This is a genomic window from Streptomyces sp. CRN 30, assembly GCF_034105845.1.
This window is the reverse complement of the sequence record NZ_JAVRHI010000507.1, coordinates 28,379-43,249: the sequence shown is the minus strand read 5'-3', so window position 1 is coordinate 43,249 and position 14,871 is coordinate 28,379. Positions and strand designations below refer to the sequence as shown.

Annotated in this window: 13 protein-coding genes; 8 read left to right on the top strand and 5 right to left on the bottom strand. The window is 72.1% G+C overall.

Going from position 1 to position 14,871, the window contains the following annotated elements:
- Nucleotides 1-49: 49 nt before the first annotated feature.
- Nucleotides 50-784 (bottom strand): ATP-binding protein, encoded by a 735-nt coding sequence (locus UW392_RS58395; protein WP_320783637.1) that lies wholly within the window; start codon nucleotides 782-784, stop codon nucleotides 50-52.
- Between the two features lie 329 nt (nucleotides 785-1,113).
- Between UW392_RS58395 and UW392_RS58390 the strand changes: the two genes are divergently transcribed.
- Nucleotides 1,114-1,989, top strand: a complete 876-nt coding sequence (locus tag UW392_RS58390; protein WP_320783636.1) for a helix-turn-helix transcriptional regulator — start codon at nucleotides 1,114-1,116, stop codon at nucleotides 1,987-1,989.
- Between the two features lie 12 nt (nucleotides 1,990-2,001).
- Here the strand turns inward: UW392_RS58390 and UW392_RS58385 are convergent, their stop codons facing one another.
- From UW392_RS58385 to UW392_RS58370, 4 genes are read right to left on the bottom strand one after another with little or no spacing between them, the layout of a single operon-like run.
- On the bottom strand, nucleotides 2,002-2,679 hold the full coding sequence (locus UW392_RS58385) for a response regulator transcription factor (protein ID WP_320783635.1): 678 nt from the start codon (nucleotides 2,677-2,679) through the stop codon (nucleotides 2,002-2,004).
- Complete coding sequence (locus UW392_RS58380; RefSeq protein WP_320783634.1) at nucleotides 2,672-3,919, bottom strand: sensor histidine kinase; 1,248 nt, start codon at nucleotides 3,917-3,919, stop codon at nucleotides 2,672-2,674. Before UW392_RS58380 ends, UW392_RS58385 begins: the two co-directional genes overlap by 8 nt.
- 22 nt (nucleotides 3,920-3,941) lie before the next feature.
- Nucleotides 3,942-4,709 (bottom strand): ABC transporter permease, encoded by a 768-nt coding sequence (locus UW392_RS58375; RefSeq protein WP_320783633.1) that lies wholly within the window; start codon nucleotides 4,707-4,709, stop codon nucleotides 3,942-3,944.
- On the bottom strand, nucleotides 4,706-5,632 hold the full coding sequence (locus UW392_RS58370; protein WP_320783632.1) for an ABC transporter ATP-binding protein: 927 nt from the start codon (nucleotides 5,630-5,632) through the stop codon (nucleotides 4,706-4,708). Before UW392_RS58370 ends, UW392_RS58375 begins: the two co-directional genes overlap by 4 nt.
- A gap of 210 nt (nucleotides 5,633-5,842) precedes the next feature.
- Between UW392_RS58370 and UW392_RS58365 the strand changes: the two genes are divergently transcribed.
- From UW392_RS58365 to UW392_RS58335, 7 genes are all read left to right on the top strand, one after another.
- The gene (locus tag UW392_RS58365; protein ID WP_320783631.1) at nucleotides 5,843-6,019 is read left to right on the top strand and encodes a hypothetical protein; all 177 of its coding nucleotides are present in this window, start codon (nucleotides 5,843-5,845) and stop codon (nucleotides 6,017-6,019) included.
- On the top strand, nucleotides 6,016-6,213 hold the full coding sequence (locus UW392_RS58360; protein ID WP_320783630.1) for a hypothetical protein: 198 nt from the start codon (nucleotides 6,016-6,018) through the stop codon (nucleotides 6,211-6,213). Before UW392_RS58365 ends, UW392_RS58360 begins: the two co-directional genes overlap by 4 nt.
- A 289-nt stretch (nucleotides 6,214-6,502) precedes the next feature.
- Nucleotides 6,503-6,697, top strand: a complete 195-nt coding sequence (locus UW392_RS58355; RefSeq protein WP_320783629.1) for a hypothetical protein — start codon at nucleotides 6,503-6,505, stop codon at nucleotides 6,695-6,697.
- A 55-nt stretch (nucleotides 6,698-6,752) separates the two neighbouring features.
- The gene (locus UW392_RS58350; RefSeq protein WP_320783628.1) at nucleotides 6,753-7,337 is read left to right on the top strand and encodes a response regulator transcription factor; all 585 of its coding nucleotides are present in this window, start codon (nucleotides 6,753-6,755) and stop codon (nucleotides 7,335-7,337) included.
- A gap of 380 nt (nucleotides 7,338-7,717) precedes the next feature.
- Nucleotides 7,718-13,924: a DNRLRE domain-containing protein gene (locus UW392_RS58345; RefSeq protein ID WP_320783627.1), complete on the top strand. Its 6,207-nt coding sequence runs from the start codon at nucleotides 7,718-7,720 to the stop codon at nucleotides 13,922-13,924.
- A gap of 44 nt (nucleotides 13,925-13,968) precedes the next feature.
- Nucleotides 13,969-14,139 (top strand): hypothetical protein, encoded by a 171-nt coding sequence (locus tag UW392_RS58340; RefSeq protein WP_320783626.1) that lies wholly within the window; start codon nucleotides 13,969-13,971, stop codon nucleotides 14,137-14,139.
- Nucleotides 14,136-14,663 (top strand): response regulator transcription factor, encoded by a 528-nt coding sequence (locus UW392_RS58335; protein WP_320783693.1) that lies wholly within the window; start codon nucleotides 14,136-14,138, stop codon nucleotides 14,661-14,663. The genes UW392_RS58340 and UW392_RS58335 overlap by 4 nt, the downstream gene beginning before the upstream one ends.
- Nucleotides 14,664-14,871: the final 208 nt, after the last annotated feature.

Here is a 14,871-nt window from a genome sequence, read left to right as displayed (position 1 = left end):
GTCCTCGTCCGCCTCGGCCACACACCAGCGTACGGTCGCCGCCCCCCGCTCAGGGACGTACGACCGGTCCGGGCGGTGACACGGTCTGCCACGGCGGCGGTCGGTGCGCCCCCGCCGACCACAGCGCGACCTCCCGCGACGGCAGCTCGGCGGCCCGCACCGGCAACGCGACCGCCGGCAGGGCGAGCACCGGGGAGGCAGCGGTCGTCGCGGGTGGTTCCGTCTCCACGGGGGACGGTCCGTCGTCCGCGCAGGCCAGTTCGGCCCAGACCACGTGTCCCGAGCCGTGGGCGGTGTCCCTGACGCCCCAGTTCCGGCTCAGCGCTCCGACCAGCACGAGCCCGCGACCGTTCTGGTCGTCGTCCCCCGGCTGCCGTCGTGCGGGGCGGGGTCCGCCGCCGTTCTGGTCCTCGACCTCGATGTGGAGCCGTCCGCCGGCCCGGTGCAGCCGGCACACGATCCGCACGCTGCCGGTGTGCGTCAGCACGTTGGTGACGAGCTCGGAGATCACCAGGACGGCGCCGTCGCCGGTGTCGTCGTCGACGCCCCACGCGTCCAGCAGCGCGCGTACGGCCCGGCGGGCCGGTCCCACCGAGGCGGGCGTCGCGGGCAGGTCGAACGTCCCGCTGTGACGGGTCTCCGGCGGGGCGGCCGGGATCCGCGGACCCGGTACCTGCGGCGGCACGGACGCGAGCGGGGCGGCCCCGTGCGGGCCGTCGGCCGATGACGGGCGGGACGCACCGGTCGGCCGGCCCGGCGGCCGGGGGAGGGAGGGCGGAGCCATCGCCGTTCGCCTTTCGTCAGCTCGCCGGCAGGGCGCGGGGCGCCGCGAGGACACCGCGGCGTTGCGGCGTCGCGGCAGCTCGGTGCGGGGAAGCGGCGCGGCACGGACCCGTCTCCCCCCACGGACCGGCCGTCCTCTTCGCTCACCGGGCAAGGCGGCACGACCACTCTGGCACCTGCCGACAAAGGCCCGCAACCGGCAAGTTGAAATTTGCACGGAGCCGGCCGCGGCGCCGGACGCAGGCTGCCCGCGACCGGCTCCCGGCGGCGGACGATCGTGACAGACTCTGGTCCCGTCACCCGGCGTGCGGACGTGAGGGGGGATGTGTCGTGACCGCGGAGACCGACTGGGGCGGCGCCCCCTCCGTGCTGCGCATGATCCTCGGCAGACAGCTGGGAGTGCTGCGCGGCCGGGCCGGTCTGACGTACAAGGAGGCGGGGGCGGCGATCGGCGTCAGCCACTCCACGATCCGCCGGATGGAGTCCGCCAAGGTGGCCCGGCTGCGGCTGCCCGACGTCGAGAAGCTGCTGCAGGTCTACGGCGTCGGCGACCGGCTGGAGATCGACACGTTCCTGACCTCGGTCCGCGAGGCGAACAAGCGCGGCTGGTGGCACACCTACCGGGACGTCCTGCCGGACTGGTTCGCCGCGTACCTCAGCCTGGAGCAGGCGGCCCTGACCATCCGCGCCTACGAGGCGCAGTTCGTCCCGGGGCTGCTGCAGACCGAGGCGTACGCCCGCGCCCAGTTGAGCGCCGGGGACCCGCAGGCGCCGCCTAAGGTCACGGAGCGCGGGGTGGCCCTGCGCATGCGGCGCCAGGAGTTGCTGTCCCGCCCGGTACCGCCCCGCGTGTGGGTCGTCCTGGACGAGACGGTGCTGCGCCGGCCGGTAGGGGGTGCCGGGGTGATGCGGGCCCAGGTGGACCATCTGATCGAGCTCGGCCGGCTGCCGCACGTCACCGTCCAGGTCATGCCGTTCGGGCACGGCCCGCATCCGGCACTGCGGTCCGGCGCGTTCCACCTCTTCCGGTTCCGCGCCCCCGAGCTGCCCGACATCGTCTACCTCGGCGGCCTGGCGGGCGCCGCCTACCTCGACAAGCCGGCCGACGTCATGGTCCACCGCGAGGCACTGGACCGGCTGAGCGCCCAGGCGGCACCCGCCCGGAGCACCGAGGACGTGCTGCGGGCGCTGCGCGAGGAGTGGTGAGCCGGTGGGCGCTCAGTGCGCCCGGCCGCCGCCGAGGATGCCCCGCTCGTACGCCGTCGCCACCGCCGCCGCGCGGTCGTTCACGCCGAGCTTGCCGTACAGGTGGGTCAGGTGGGTCTTCACCGTGGCCTCGCTGATGAACAGCTCGCGGGCGATCTCGCGGTTGGAGGCGCCCCGGGCCACCAGGGCGAGGACCTCCCGCTCACGGCCGGAGAGGTTCTCGTTGCCGGGACCGGTCGAACGGGGCGCGCGGACCGCCGAGACCAGGCGGGAGACCACGGCCGGGGACAGCACCGTACGGCCCTCCGCCGCCGCCCGCACCGCCGCGAACAGCTCGTCGCGCGGCGCGTCCTTCAGCAGGTAGCCCGTCGCGCCCGCCTCGATCGCGGAGAGGGTGTCGGAGTCCGTGTCGTACGTCGTGAGGACCAGCACCTTCGCGCGGGCGCCGCGCCGGGTGAGCTCGGTGATGGCGTCGACCCCGCCGCCGCCGGGCATGCGCAGGTCCATCAGGATCACGTCCGGGTCGAGCGAGGCGGCGAGCGCCACGGCCGCCACGCCGTCGGGCGCCTCCCCGAGGACCGTGAAGCCGGGCGCCGACGCGAACATGCCCCGCAGGCCGTCCCGTACGACGGGGTGGTCGTCGACGATCAGCAGGGAGACGGCCGCCTCGTCGGTCGCGTGATCAGTCATGGTGGACCAAGGGTACGCGCGCCGACACGGCCGTCCCGAAGCCCGGTTCGGACTCCACGGAGAGCGAGCCGGCGATGCGTTCGGCACGGGCCCGCATGCCGTCGAGACCGAAGCCGCCGGTGCCGGTGCGCGGCGGGAGGGCGAGCGGGTCGAAGCCCCGGCCGTCGTCGCGGACGTCCAGGGTGACCTCGTCGTCCATGAAGCTGAGCGTCACGCCGAGGCGGGTGGCGTCCGCGTGGCGTGCGGCGTTCGAGAGGGCCTCCTGGAGGATGCGCAGAAGTGTCGCCGAGACCTCCTCGTGCAGCAGCTCCGCCGTGCCGGTGAGCGTGAACTCGGCGCGTGCGCCGCTCCGTTCACCCCACTCGGTGACCGTCTTCTTCAGTGCCTCGGGCAGTCCGTCGTGCTCCAGGGCGACCGGCGCGAGGTTGTGGACGGAGCGGCGGGCCTCGCCGAGGCTGTGGCGGGCGAGGTCGGCCGCGCGGTCGGTGTGGACGCGTGCGGTCTCGGGGTCGGGGGCGTTCGCCACGACCTGGAGCTGGGCGATGATCCCGGTCAGCCCCTGCGCGATGGTGTCGTGGATCTCGGCGGCCATCCGGCGCCGCTCGTCGGCGACGCCCGCCTCCCGCGCCTGGGCGACGAGCTGGGCGTGCAGGGCCGCGTTCTCGTCGAGGGCCTGGTGCAGGGCCGCGTTGGTGCGTTCCAGCTCGTCGATGGTCCGCTGCCGGGCCTCGGACTGTTCCGCCTCCTTCTCGGCGAGGTGGGTGAAGACGAGGACGAGGAAGACGTGCGCGCAGAACAGCGCCCCGTACACCGCCAGGAGGCCCGTCGAGCGCAGTACGGAGAAGCCGCCGATGTTCGAACCGGCCATGACGGCCGCGGTGGCGAAGAGCCCCCACTTCGCCAGCCGCGGGGGCAGCAGCCGGTCGGCGGTGAAGTAGCCGAGGATGGCGTAGAAGCCGAGGAACGGGGCGAACCACGTGAAGGCCGCCGTGATCGCCCAGCGGGTGAAGAAGTACCAGGCTCCCGCGGCCGACGGCTGCGGCGCACCGCTGCGCTGCCAGACGAGCTGCAGGGCGAGGGCGGCGGCGGCCAGGACGGCGGTGGCGGTCCACTCGGCCCGGCCCATGCCCAGCTCGCCGCCGGTGACGCCGGTGAGGACCAGCCCGAACGCCAGGAGGAGGTACGGCCCCCAGTACTCCAGGAGCGCCCGGCGCCGTTCCACCTGCCACTCGTCCTTCATGGGCACAGTGTGCACGGGCCCCTCAGCTCCAGCGGAACCAGCGCACGGCCGCGGCCGTCAGGACGGCGGTCCACAGGGCGAGCACACCCAGGTGGGACCAGGCCGGCCAGTCGCCGGCCGCGGCCTGGGCCAGGGCCTGGGAGGCGGCGCCGAACGGGGTCGCCTCCACGATCCGGGCGAGGACGTCCGGCATGGTCTGCACGGGCATCCAGAGACCCGCGGTGAACATCATCGGGAAGAGGACGACCGAGCCGACGGCGGTCGCGATCTTCGTGGTGGGGCACAGCGCCGAGAGCAGGGCGCCCAGCGCGAAGGAGACGGCGAGCCCGAGCAACAGGGCCAGGGCGTAGCCGAACACCTGCCCGGGCAGCGCCACGTCGTACACCAGCCGGCCCACGGCGAGCGAGAGCAGCACCGAGACGAGGGCGGCCGTCCCGAGCAGACCCGTCTGGGCGGCGAGCAGCGCGGAGGGCCGTACGGGCGTCGTGGACATGCGGCGGAGGATGCCGCGCTCGCGGTAGGTGGTGACGACCGGGGGCATGGCCTGGCAGCCGGCGACGATCATGCCGAGCAGTACGGCCACCGGAACGTACATGTCGATGACCCGCAGGCCGGCGAACGAGTCCTGTGCCTCGCGGTAGGACGGGATGGCGCCGAGGATCGCCAGGAGCAGGGTGGGGAACCCCAGCACCCAGAAGAGGATGCCGGGTTCGCGGCCGAAGAGGCGGGCCTCGGTCTTCAGCACGGCGGTGGCGGCCGTCCTGGAACTGTGCTGCGTGACGGTGCTCATCGGGCGGCTCCGGGGACGGTGGCTTCGGTGGTGGCGGTGAGGTCGAGGAAGGCGTCGTCCAGCGTGGCGTCGGTGACGCGGAGCTGGTGGGCCGTGACGCGGCTGCGGGCGAGCAGGGTGATGACGGCGTTGACGGTCTCGTCCGTGCCGGCGAGCGTGATCCGCCCGTCCTTGTGCTCGACGGACGTCACGGCGGGCAGCGCCGACAGTTCGGCGTCGTCCAAGGGCGCCGACGGGGTGAAGCTGATGACCGTCGCGCCGGCCGAGCGGCGGATCAGCCCGGCCGGGGTGTCCAGTGCGGCGACGCGTCCCCGGTCGATGACCGCGATCCGGTCGCACAGCCGCTGGGCCTCCTCCATGAAGTGCGTGACCAGCAGCACGGTGACGCCGCCCGCCCGCACCTCCTCGATGAGCTCCCAGGTGTCCCGGCGGGCGCGCGGGTCGAGCCCGGTGGTCAACTCGTCGAGCACGACGACCCTCGGGTTGCCGATCAGGGCCAGCGCGATGGACAGGCGCTGCTTCTGACCTCCGCTGAGCTTGGCGAAGCGCGTACCGAGCCTGCCGGTGAGGCCCAGCCGCTCGGCGAGGACGCGCCAGTCGGCGGGTTTCGGGTAGAAGGCGGCGTACAGCTCCAGCGCCTCGCGCACGGTGAGCTTCGCCTGCAGCTCGCTCTCCTGGAGCTGGCTGCCGAGGACGTGGGTCACCGCCTCGTGGTCGGCGACCGGGTCGAGCCCGGTGACCCGGATGCGTCCCGCGTCGGGGACGCGCAGCCCCTCGACGCACTCGACGGTGGTGGTCTTGCCGGCGCCGTTCGGGCCGAGGATGCCGAAGATCTCCCCCTCCTCGACGGCGAACGAGACACCGTCGACGACGGCGCGGCCCCCGTAGGACTTGCGCAACTCACTGACTTCTATGACCGACATGCCAGGAGCCTCCCGTGCGGGCGGGGGTCCGCACATCGGCCGTCGCGCTCGAAGGGGCATCAGCCGATCGGTTGATGCGGGGGGCGTACGACGGGCTCCCCGCGCGTCCTGCGCCCCGCACCGGCCCGCCGCCGCGTCTTGTGAAGATCTCACTTCCCCGCACCGCGCCGACCTGGTCCGATGAGGTCCGACGATAGAGAGGAAGGATCGGTGAAACCGTTCGACGTGCTCATCCTCGTGGGCATCGTGGCGGTGGGCGCGGCCCTGGCCCTCCGGCTCGGCGACGGCCTCCCCGCCCGGGCAGCGCTTGCGCCGGCCGCCGGCGGGGGCGGTGCCTTCGTCGGCACCACCCGCATCAGGAACCGGAGATCCGGAAAGCACGCATGAAACACCTCGACCCTTACGCCCTGAGCCACGTCATCGCCATGGTCTGGGGCCTCTACAGCCTTCTTCTCGTGGTGACGTGGAATCGGTGGACGGCCGCAGAGGTACCCACCACGCCCAAGGTCCTTCTGTGGGTCGCCTGGCTGACCCTCGTGGGACTGATGCTCTACGTACGCACAGCGGGCGGCATCTGGTGACCGGGCGGGCACGCACGAGAAAGCGAGACGCAGCCGTACGCGGCATCTGCTCCGGGCTCGTTCTCAGGGCTCTCCTGTGGTGTGGCGCGGGGACGGTCCTGTTGCTGACTCTGCTGCGCTTCGGTGTTGTCCCCAGTGACGCCCCTCACAAAGGCGCCGTCGTCTTCGCAGTGACTTCCGTGGGCACCCTCCTGAGCGCTCACCGGATACGGAGTCCCAGGCAGGGCCCCTGCTCTTGTCACCGGGCCGGCCCGGGCCGGCCGGGGCAGGAGAACGTGAAGGCGGGGACATGCGGTACAAGTTGACCTCCCTCCTCTTTTTCGTGCCCTTCATGCTCTCGAGCGGATGGGGGAGGCTTGACGAGGGGAACTGGTTCGCGCTCGTGGGAGTGCTCGAGATCGCTCTGGGTGTCGGCATCGCGGTCGGCTCCGCGAACGAGATCAAGGAGGGACGGAGAAGACGGCGAACAGAAGATCGGACCTGAAACGGGACCGCAGCGCACCCCGTAAGCTGCGGACCTTGTGATCAGGATCCTCGTCGTGGAAGACATGCAGGTGGTGCGCGCCGGCCTGGTGGCCCTGCTCGACGCCGAGTTCGGCCTGGCAGTGGTGGGCCAGGCGGCGGACGCACACGCTGCACTGGAGGCCGCCGAGCGGAACGCGCCGGACGTCGCCCTCCTCGACATCGACCTGCCCGGCATGGACGGACTGGCCCTGGCCCGCGAACTGACCACCCGGGCACCGGCCTGCCGCACCCTCATGCTCACGGCCTTCGACCGGCCCGGATACATCGCGCGTGCCCTCGACGCGGGGGCCTCGGGCTACCTGCTGAAGAGCGTCTCGCCGCCGAGGCTCGCGGCAGCGGTCCGCACGGCCCACGCGGGCGGCCGGGTCTTCGAACCCGCCGGGCTCGCCGGATCGGCGGGCACGCTCACCCCGCTGACGGCCCGCGAGGCGGAGGTGCTCCGGCTCACCGCCCAAGGGGCCGACGCGCGCGCCATCGCCAGTGACCTGTTCCTCGGCGTGGGGACGGTACGCAACCGCCTGTCCGCGGCCGTCGGCAAGCTACACGCCCGTACCCTCGTCGACGCCGTCCGCATCGCCGAACGGCACGGCTGGATCTGACGGATCTGACGGGAGCTCTGCCGTCAGCACGAGGCCGTCGCCGCCGACCTCCGTGCCGTGCCCAGGCCGTGCACGCGCCGGCCGTCGGCGGGGGCGGCGCGCGTGTCGGCAACCGCAGCAAGGACCGGAGGAAGCTCAGCAGCCCGCGGAAACTCCCTGGACGACGGACCGGGGGCTCGCGGGCAAAAGGTGAAGATCTCACTTCTTCGCACGTCGCCGTACTGGTCGGATGGGGCGCCCGTACGTTCTCGATCACACAGGGGAACCATCCGATGACACGATCCGCGCCCCCGCCCGAGGGGCCGAAGGGATGGGCGGGCTTCTCCCCCGCCTTTCACCGGCACAGACGCACCCTGCCCGGAATAGCCCTGGGCGCGGCCATGCTGCTGGCGACGGAGGCGGCGTTGCTGGTCGCCGGCTCGGGTGAGGCGGTGGCGTCGAGCCTCGACGGCCGCGCCCGCACCGCCGCCCCCGCCGCACCCGGGAAGCCCGCCGTCCGGGAGGCCGAGGACATCGCCTCCGCCCGCGTCGCCGCCCGGCTGTCCGGCCACCGCGTGGAGGCGCTGAGCGAGCGCGCCGAGACGTCGACCACGTGGGTCAACGAGGACGGCAGCCTCACCACCGAACTCGCCGCCGGTCCGGTCCGGTTCGAGCGGGACGGGCAGTGGACCGACGTCGACGTCGAGCTGCGGGAGGTGACCGGCGGGATCGAGCCCAAGGCGCACCCGGAGGGCCTGCGCCTGGCCGGCGGGACCGGCACCCCCGCTAAGTCGCTGAAGGCCGCGGAGAAGGCCAGGGCGACGGACCTGGTGACCCTCGGCGAGGGCGACCAGCAGATCACCCTGCAGTGGAAGGGCGGCCTGCCCGAGCCGGAGCTGGACGGCACGCGCGCGCAGTACGTCGACGCCGTGCCCGGCGCGGACGTGGTGGTCGAGGCCACGCGCACCGGCTTCGAGCAGTTCGTCGAGATCAAGAAGCGCCCCGAGACGGCCGGCTACTCCTACACGCTGCCGCTGAAGGCCAAGGGGCTGACGGCCAAGCAGCAGCCGGACGGCAGCGTGCTGTTCACCGACGCCAGGAACAGCACCCAGGCTGTCATGCCCGCGCCAGTCATGTGGGACGCCACCGTCGACGAACGCTCCGGTGAGCACACCCGCAAGGTGAAGGTCGACATGGAGGTGGTGCAGAAGGGCTCCTCCGTCGACCTGGTGGTCACCCCGGACGCCGGCTTCCTCGCCGACCCCGGGACGAAGTACCCGGTCACGGTCGACCCCTCCACCTCCGCGCTGTCCAACGTCTTCGACACCTACGTGCAGCAGGGCGAGACCGTCGACTGGTCCGCCGACACCGAACTCGACTTCGGCAACCCGGGCACCAAGAACGCCAACGGCACCCCGCGCACCGCGGAGTCGTTCATCACCTGGAACACCGCGCCGGTCCAGGACGCCCTCGTCCTCGACGCGAAGCTGTCACTGTGGAACTTCCACTCGGGCAACACCGACTGCAGGCTCCACCCGTGGGAGGTGTGGTCCTCGCCCGCCGCCTCCACCTCCAGCCGGTGGACCAACCGCCCGGTCATGACAGCGCTGAAGGCCACCTCCACCGAGACCCGCGGAAACGCCGGCTGCGCCGCCCAGCCCGACGGCTGGATCAACGCCGACGTCACCGGCCTGGTGCAGGAGTGGGCCTCCGCCAAGGCCACCCGCGGCCACATGGGCATCCGCGCCACCAGCGAGTCGGTCCTCGCCCAGTGGAAGCGCGTCAACTCCGCCAACGCCGCCTCCAACCCGCCCAAGCTGACCGTCACCTACAACTACCGGCCGCGCACCGGCACCCAGCAGGAGGCCGGCCCGCCGTACTTCTCCTACAGCGGCGCCTACCTGGTCAACACCACCACGCCCACCCTGCGCGACACCTTCGTCGACGCCGACGGTGACCAGGTCAACGGCACCTTCCAGATCTTCGACAGCGCCACCGACAAGCAGGTCGGCAACGTGCTGGTGTCGAAGTACGTCCCCTCCGGTCAGGTCGCCTCGGTGACCGTGCCCTCCGGGCTGCTCAGCGACGGCAGGACGTACAAGTTCCGCACGTCGCCGTACGACGGCACGCACTACAACAACGGCTGGTCGGCCTGGAAGACCTTCACCGTCGACACCAAGGCCCCCACCGCGCCCACCAGGATCGTTTCCACGGACTACCCGGCCGGGCAGTGGGTCAAGGGCGCGGGCCAGGCCGGCACCTTCACCGTCGCCCCGCCCTCCGGCACCGACCACCACTGGCTGGAGTGGTCACTGGACGGCGTCACCTGGACCAAGGTCGCCACCAACGGCGCGAGCGCGGCCAAGGCGCTCTCCGTCGCCCCGCCGAAGGACGGCACCCACACCCTCCAGGTGCGGGCCGTGGACAAGGCCGACAACAAGTCCGACGCGATCGAGTACACCTTCCACGCCGGCCCCGGCGGCTTCGTCCAGCCCGGTGACGGTGAGCGCACCGCCCGGCGCGTGGCCCTGGTGGCCGACGCGGACGGCACCAAGTACCACGCCGTCTCCTTCTCCTGGCGCCGCTCCGAGGCCGACCCGTGGGTGCGCATCCCGGCCGGTGACGTCACCTCCGGCGGCACCGCGCTCACCGCGTGGCCGGTTCCGCTGACCGGCGGCAGGAACGCCCAGCTGGTGTGGGACGCCGCCAAGACCGTGGACCCCGACGGATCGGTGCAGATCAAGGCCGACTTCACGGGCTCGGGCAGCACCTCGGGCAGCACCGAGCCGCTCACCGTGGTCGTCGACCGCACTGCGGGCGGGGCCGCGACGTCCGACGCCGGTCCGGGCTCGGTGAACCTGCTGACCGGTGACTACACCCTCTCGGCCACCGACGCCTCCGCCTTCGACCTCTCCGTCTCCCGCACCGCCTCCTCCCGCGTCCCGGACAAGGGCGCCACGCAGGAGGGCCAGGCCCCCGTATTCGGCAAGGAGTGGGTCGCGGGCACGGCGGCCGAGCTGACGGACTCCGACTTCAACCATGTCCGGCGGATCTCCGACACCGCGGTGGCCGTCGTCGACTCCGAGGGCGAGGAGACGCACTTCACCGCCGACGCGGCGAAGACCTCCTGGGTCCCCGAGCCCGGTTCCGAGGACCTCACCCTCAAGGGGAACGTCAGCGGCAGCTTCACGTTGAGCGACACCGAGGGCACGGTCACCGAGTTCACCAAGCCTGACCCGACCGCCACCACCTGGCAGGTCTCCAGCACCCTGCTCGACGGCCTCTCCCACTCCACCACCACCGTGATCTCCGAGACGGTGACGGTGGACGGCAAGAAGCTGGCCCGGCCGAAGCGGGTCATCGCGCCCACCTCCGCCGCGACGGCCGCCGCGTGCACGTCGGCCCCGTCCACCAAGGGCTGCCGGGTCCTTGAGTTCGTGTACGCGACCTCCACCACCGCCACCGGCAGCTCGTACGGCGACGTGAGCGGCCAGGTGAAGGAGATCCGTCTGTGGTCCACCGTGCCCGGCGCGTCCGCGGCCGCGTCCAGGTCCGTGCAGATGTACCTGTACGACGGCGCCGGCCGGCTTCGCCAGGTGTGGAACCCGCAGATCAGCCCCTCGCTCAAGACCGAGTACGCCTACGACGGCGCGGGCCGCGTCACCCAGTACACCTCCCCCGGCGAGCTGCCCTGGACGTTCACCTACGGCAAGGCGGGCAACGCCGCCACCGCCGGTGACGGGATGCTGCTCAAGGCCTCGCGCTCCGGTCTCGAGCAGGGCACCACGGACGTGCAGGAAGGCACGGCTGCCACCAGCGTCGTCTACGACGTGCCCCTGACCGGCGCCACCGCCCCGTACGGGATGGGCGCGGCGGACGTGAAGGCATGGGGCCAGCTCGACGCCCCGACCGACGCCACCGCCGTCCTCCCGGCCGACGCCGTCCCGGCGTCGCACTCGGGCGGCTCGCTGACCGCGACCGCATACGAGCGGGCCGAGGTCCACTACCTCGGCGTCTCCGGGCGCGAGGTCAACACCGCCACTCCGGGCGGCCACATCACCACCACCGAGTACGACCGCTTCGGCAACACGGTCCGCGAACTGACCGCCGCCAACCGCGCCGTCGCCCTCGGCACCACCGCCGACGACCGGGCCGTCCAGGCCGACCTCGGCATCGCGCGGCTCAGCGGCGCCGAGCGGGCCGACCTGCTGGCCACCCGCTCCGTCCACAACGACAACGGCACCCGTGAGCTGGAGGAGTTCGGGCCGCTGCGCCGCATCGACCTGACCGCCGACCTCAAGCAGGGCACCACCACCCTCGTACCGTCCGGCACCTCGGTCACCGCCCGCGCCTGGAAGGTCAACGAGTACGACGCCGGCCGCCCGACCGACGGCACCGCCACGGTCAAGGACCAGATCACCAGGACCACCACCGGCGCCCAGGTGCGCGAACACCCCGCCGCCCAGGGGGAGGTCCGGGCGGTCCAGACCGTGTACGACTGGGTCAAGGGCCTGCCGACGAAGACGGTCAAGGACCCCGGTGACCTGGCGATCACCGAGATCACGGAGTACGACGCACAGGGCCGCACCGTCAGACAGCTCCTGCCCGGCGCGACCGGCACCGACGCGGGCACACGGGTGACGGCCTACTGGTCCGCGACCGGCACCGGCGCCTGCGCCGGGCGCCCGGAGTGGGCCGACCTGGTCTGCTCGGTCTCCGCGGGCGGGACAGTTACCGGCGGCGGATCCAACCCGACCGGACTGTCCACGGCCACCACCGAGTACGACTGGTGGGGCAGCCCGGCCAAGGTCACTGAGGTGGCCAATGGCGTGACCCGCACGACCACCACCACCTTCGACGGCGCCGGCCGTCAGACGAAGGTCGCCATCACCGGCGGCACGGGCCAGGCGGTTCCCGAGACCACCACCGAGTACGACCCGGCCACCGGCCAGGCGGTACGGACGACCTCGCCGACCGCCGGCACCATCACCAAGGCGTACGACAAGCTGGGCCGCCTGATCTCGTACACCGACGCCGACAACGGCAGGACCACGACCGAGTACGACCTGCTGGACCGCCCGGTCAAGGTCACCGACACCGTCCCGTCGACCGTCACCCACACCTACGACCACACCGCCGAACCCCGCGGCCTGGCGACCTCCACCACCGACTCGGTGGCCGGCACCTTCCGGGCCACCTACGACGCGGACGGCTCGGTGGCCACGGAGAAGCTGCCCGGCGGCTACACCCTCACACAGACGGAGGACACCACCGGCTCCACGGTCGCCCGCACCTACACGCGCGACAGCGACGGCACGACCGTCTACTCCGACACCACGGCCGAGTCCGTCCACGGCCAGGTCATCCGGCACGCGGGCTGGTCGGACCAGACCTACCGGTACGACGCCACCGGCCGTCTGACCACGGTGGAGGACACGTCCGCGACGGTCTGCACCCGCCGCGCGTACACCTTCGACGCCCGCACCAACCGCACGTCCCTGACCACCGCGACCGGCACCCCGGGCGCCGACTGCCCGGCCACCGGAGGCACCACCGCCCACTCCACCTACGACAGCGCCGACCGCATCGTCGGCTCCGGCTACACCTACGACGCGTTCGGCCGCACCACCGCCCTCCCCGGCGGCGGCACCGTCGGCTACTACGCCAACGACCTGGCCCACCAGCAGACCGCGGACGGCAAGCGCCAGACCTGGCAGCTCGACGCCGCCCTGCGCTTCCGCTCCTGGACGGTGGAGACCGGCGGCGGCAGCACCTGGACGCGGACCGCGTCCAAGCTGAACCACTACGACGGCGACGGCGACAACCCGCGCTGGATCGTCGAGGACACCACGACCGGAGCCCTCACCCGCAACGTCGACTCGGCCTCCGGCGACCTCACGGCCACCACGGGCAGGACTGGTGACAGGGTCCTGCAACTGACCACCGTCCACGGCGACGTGGCCGTGCAACTCCCGCTGGACATCGGCAAGGCCCCGGTCGCCCTGGACTCGGACGAGTACGGCAACCCGCGTGCCGGGCAATCCGTCGCACGGTACGGCTGGCTCGGCGGCAAGCAACGGTCCGCGGAGACGATGACCGGCCTCGTCCTGATGGGCGTGCGGCTCTACAACCCGCGTACCGGCCGCTTCCTGTCCATGGACCCGATTCACGGCGGCAACGCCAACGCCTACGAGTACGTTCACGCCGATCCGCTCAACCGCTACGACCTCGACGGGAAATGGAGCTGGAAAAAGGCCTGGCGGAAGACGAAGAAGTTCGTCAAGAGGCACCGGGTGGGGCTGGCCTCCGGTGCGGCGGGCCTGGCGTGCGGTGTCTTCTCCGCCGGTGCCGCAGCAGCCCCATGTGCGATGATCGCCGGCGGCATAGCCGGGGCCGTGGCCAAGAAATGGGGTAATCGCAGGGCGTCCTGGGGCAGTGTGGCACGAGCTGCGATCTACGGAGCGGGAACCGGCGGAGCCCTCGGTGTCGGAATCGGGGCACTTGCTCGAGCCGGGGCGGTCAGATATGCCACGAAGCGGTGGCCCGGTAGCGGCAGACATCGCGCCACCAGCCCCAAGTCCCATCGCAAGTCCCGGTGGCGCAGGTAGTCACGAAGTAACCGTCCCAAGAGAGAGACAGAATGAAAACCGAAATGGAGAAGACCTCGCGTGCGCTCTTCAGCGTCGGACTCCTGGCGCTGATACTGGGCCTCATATCGGGCTTCGTCTGGGGATCACGCGATGCCGCACGCATCTTTTTCTGCGCCTCAGTAGTGCTCGCCGCAGCATGGACATTCGGCTACCTCAGCCGTAAGAACACCTGAGACATGGGAATGGTCGTGGGCCGCGGCGCCGGAAGCACCGAGCGCCGCTGACCCGAGTTGACCGAAGGGCGCTTCGCCCGGCACTGGACATCCCGAGGGAAGGCACAGCGCCGGGCGGGGCGTCACCTCGGGACCTTTGTGATCAGGATTCTCGTCGTGGAAGACATGCAGGTGGTGCGCGCCGGCCTGGTGGCCCTCCTCGACGCCGAGTTCGGCCTGGAAGTGGTGGGCAGGCGGCGGACGCGCACGCCGCGCTCGAGGCCGCCGAACGCGGCGCGCCGGACGTCGCCCTCCTCGACATCGACCTGCCCGGCACGGACGGCCTGGCCCTGGCACGCGAACTGCCCACCCGGGCACCGGCCTGCCGCACCCTCATGCTCACGGCCTTCGACCGGCCCGGGTACGTCGGGCGCGCCCTCGACGCGGGGGCCTCGGGCTACCTGCTGAAGAGCGTCTCGCCACCGAGACTCGCGGCAGCGGTCCGCACCGCCCACGCAGGCGGCCGTGCCATGCGCTGCTGCTGAGGGCACGAACCGAAAGGGGGTGCGTGCGTGTCGCGCGGCACCCCACCTCCTGGAGTACACCATGCGCTATCGCGGACGACACCTTGCTCGCCGGCTTCGCCATCGTCGCCCTGGCTCTGTTCCCCGTTCGGTGCTTCATCCGCATCGGCGTTCAGCCGCTGCTCGTGTGCGAAGAAGGCTGGGTGACCGTTCACGATCCCCTGCGCAC

Bases quoted from the DNA above. Each gene is read 5' to 3' on its own strand.
- UW392_RS58395 (WP_320783637.1), bottom strand. From the start codon at position 784: ATGGCTCCGCCCTCCCTCCCCCGGCCGCCGGGCCGGCCGACCGGTGCG.
- UW392_RS58385 (WP_320783635.1), bottom strand. From the start codon at position 2,679: ATGACTGATCACGCGACCGACGAGGCGGCCGTCTCCCTGCTGATCGTC.
- UW392_RS58380 (WP_320783634.1), bottom strand. From the start codon at position 3,919: ATGAAGGACGAGTGGCAGGTGGAACGGCGCCGGGCGCTCCTGGAGTAC.
- UW392_RS58375 (WP_320783633.1), bottom strand. From the start codon at position 4,709: ATGAGCACCGTCACGCAGCACAGTTCCAGGACGGCCGCCACCGCCGTG.
- UW392_RS58370 (WP_320783632.1), bottom strand. From the start codon at position 5,632: ATGTCGGTCATAGAAGTCAGTGAGTTGCGCAAGTCCTACGGGGGCCGC.
- UW392_RS58360 (WP_320783630.1), top strand. From the start codon at position 6,016: ATGAAACACCTCGACCCTTACGCCCTGAGCCACGTCATCGCCATGGTC.
- UW392_RS58355 (WP_320783629.1), top strand. From the start codon at position 6,503: ATGCGGTACAAGTTGACCTCCCTCCTCTTTTTCGTGCCCTTCATGCTC.
- UW392_RS58345 (WP_320783627.1), top strand. From the start codon at position 7,718: ATGCTGCTGGCGACGGAGGCGGCGTTGCTGGTCGCCGGCTCGGGTGAG.
- UW392_RS58340 (WP_320783626.1), top strand. From the start codon at position 13,969: ATGGAGAAGACCTCGCGTGCGCTCTTCAGCGTCGGACTCCTGGCGCTG.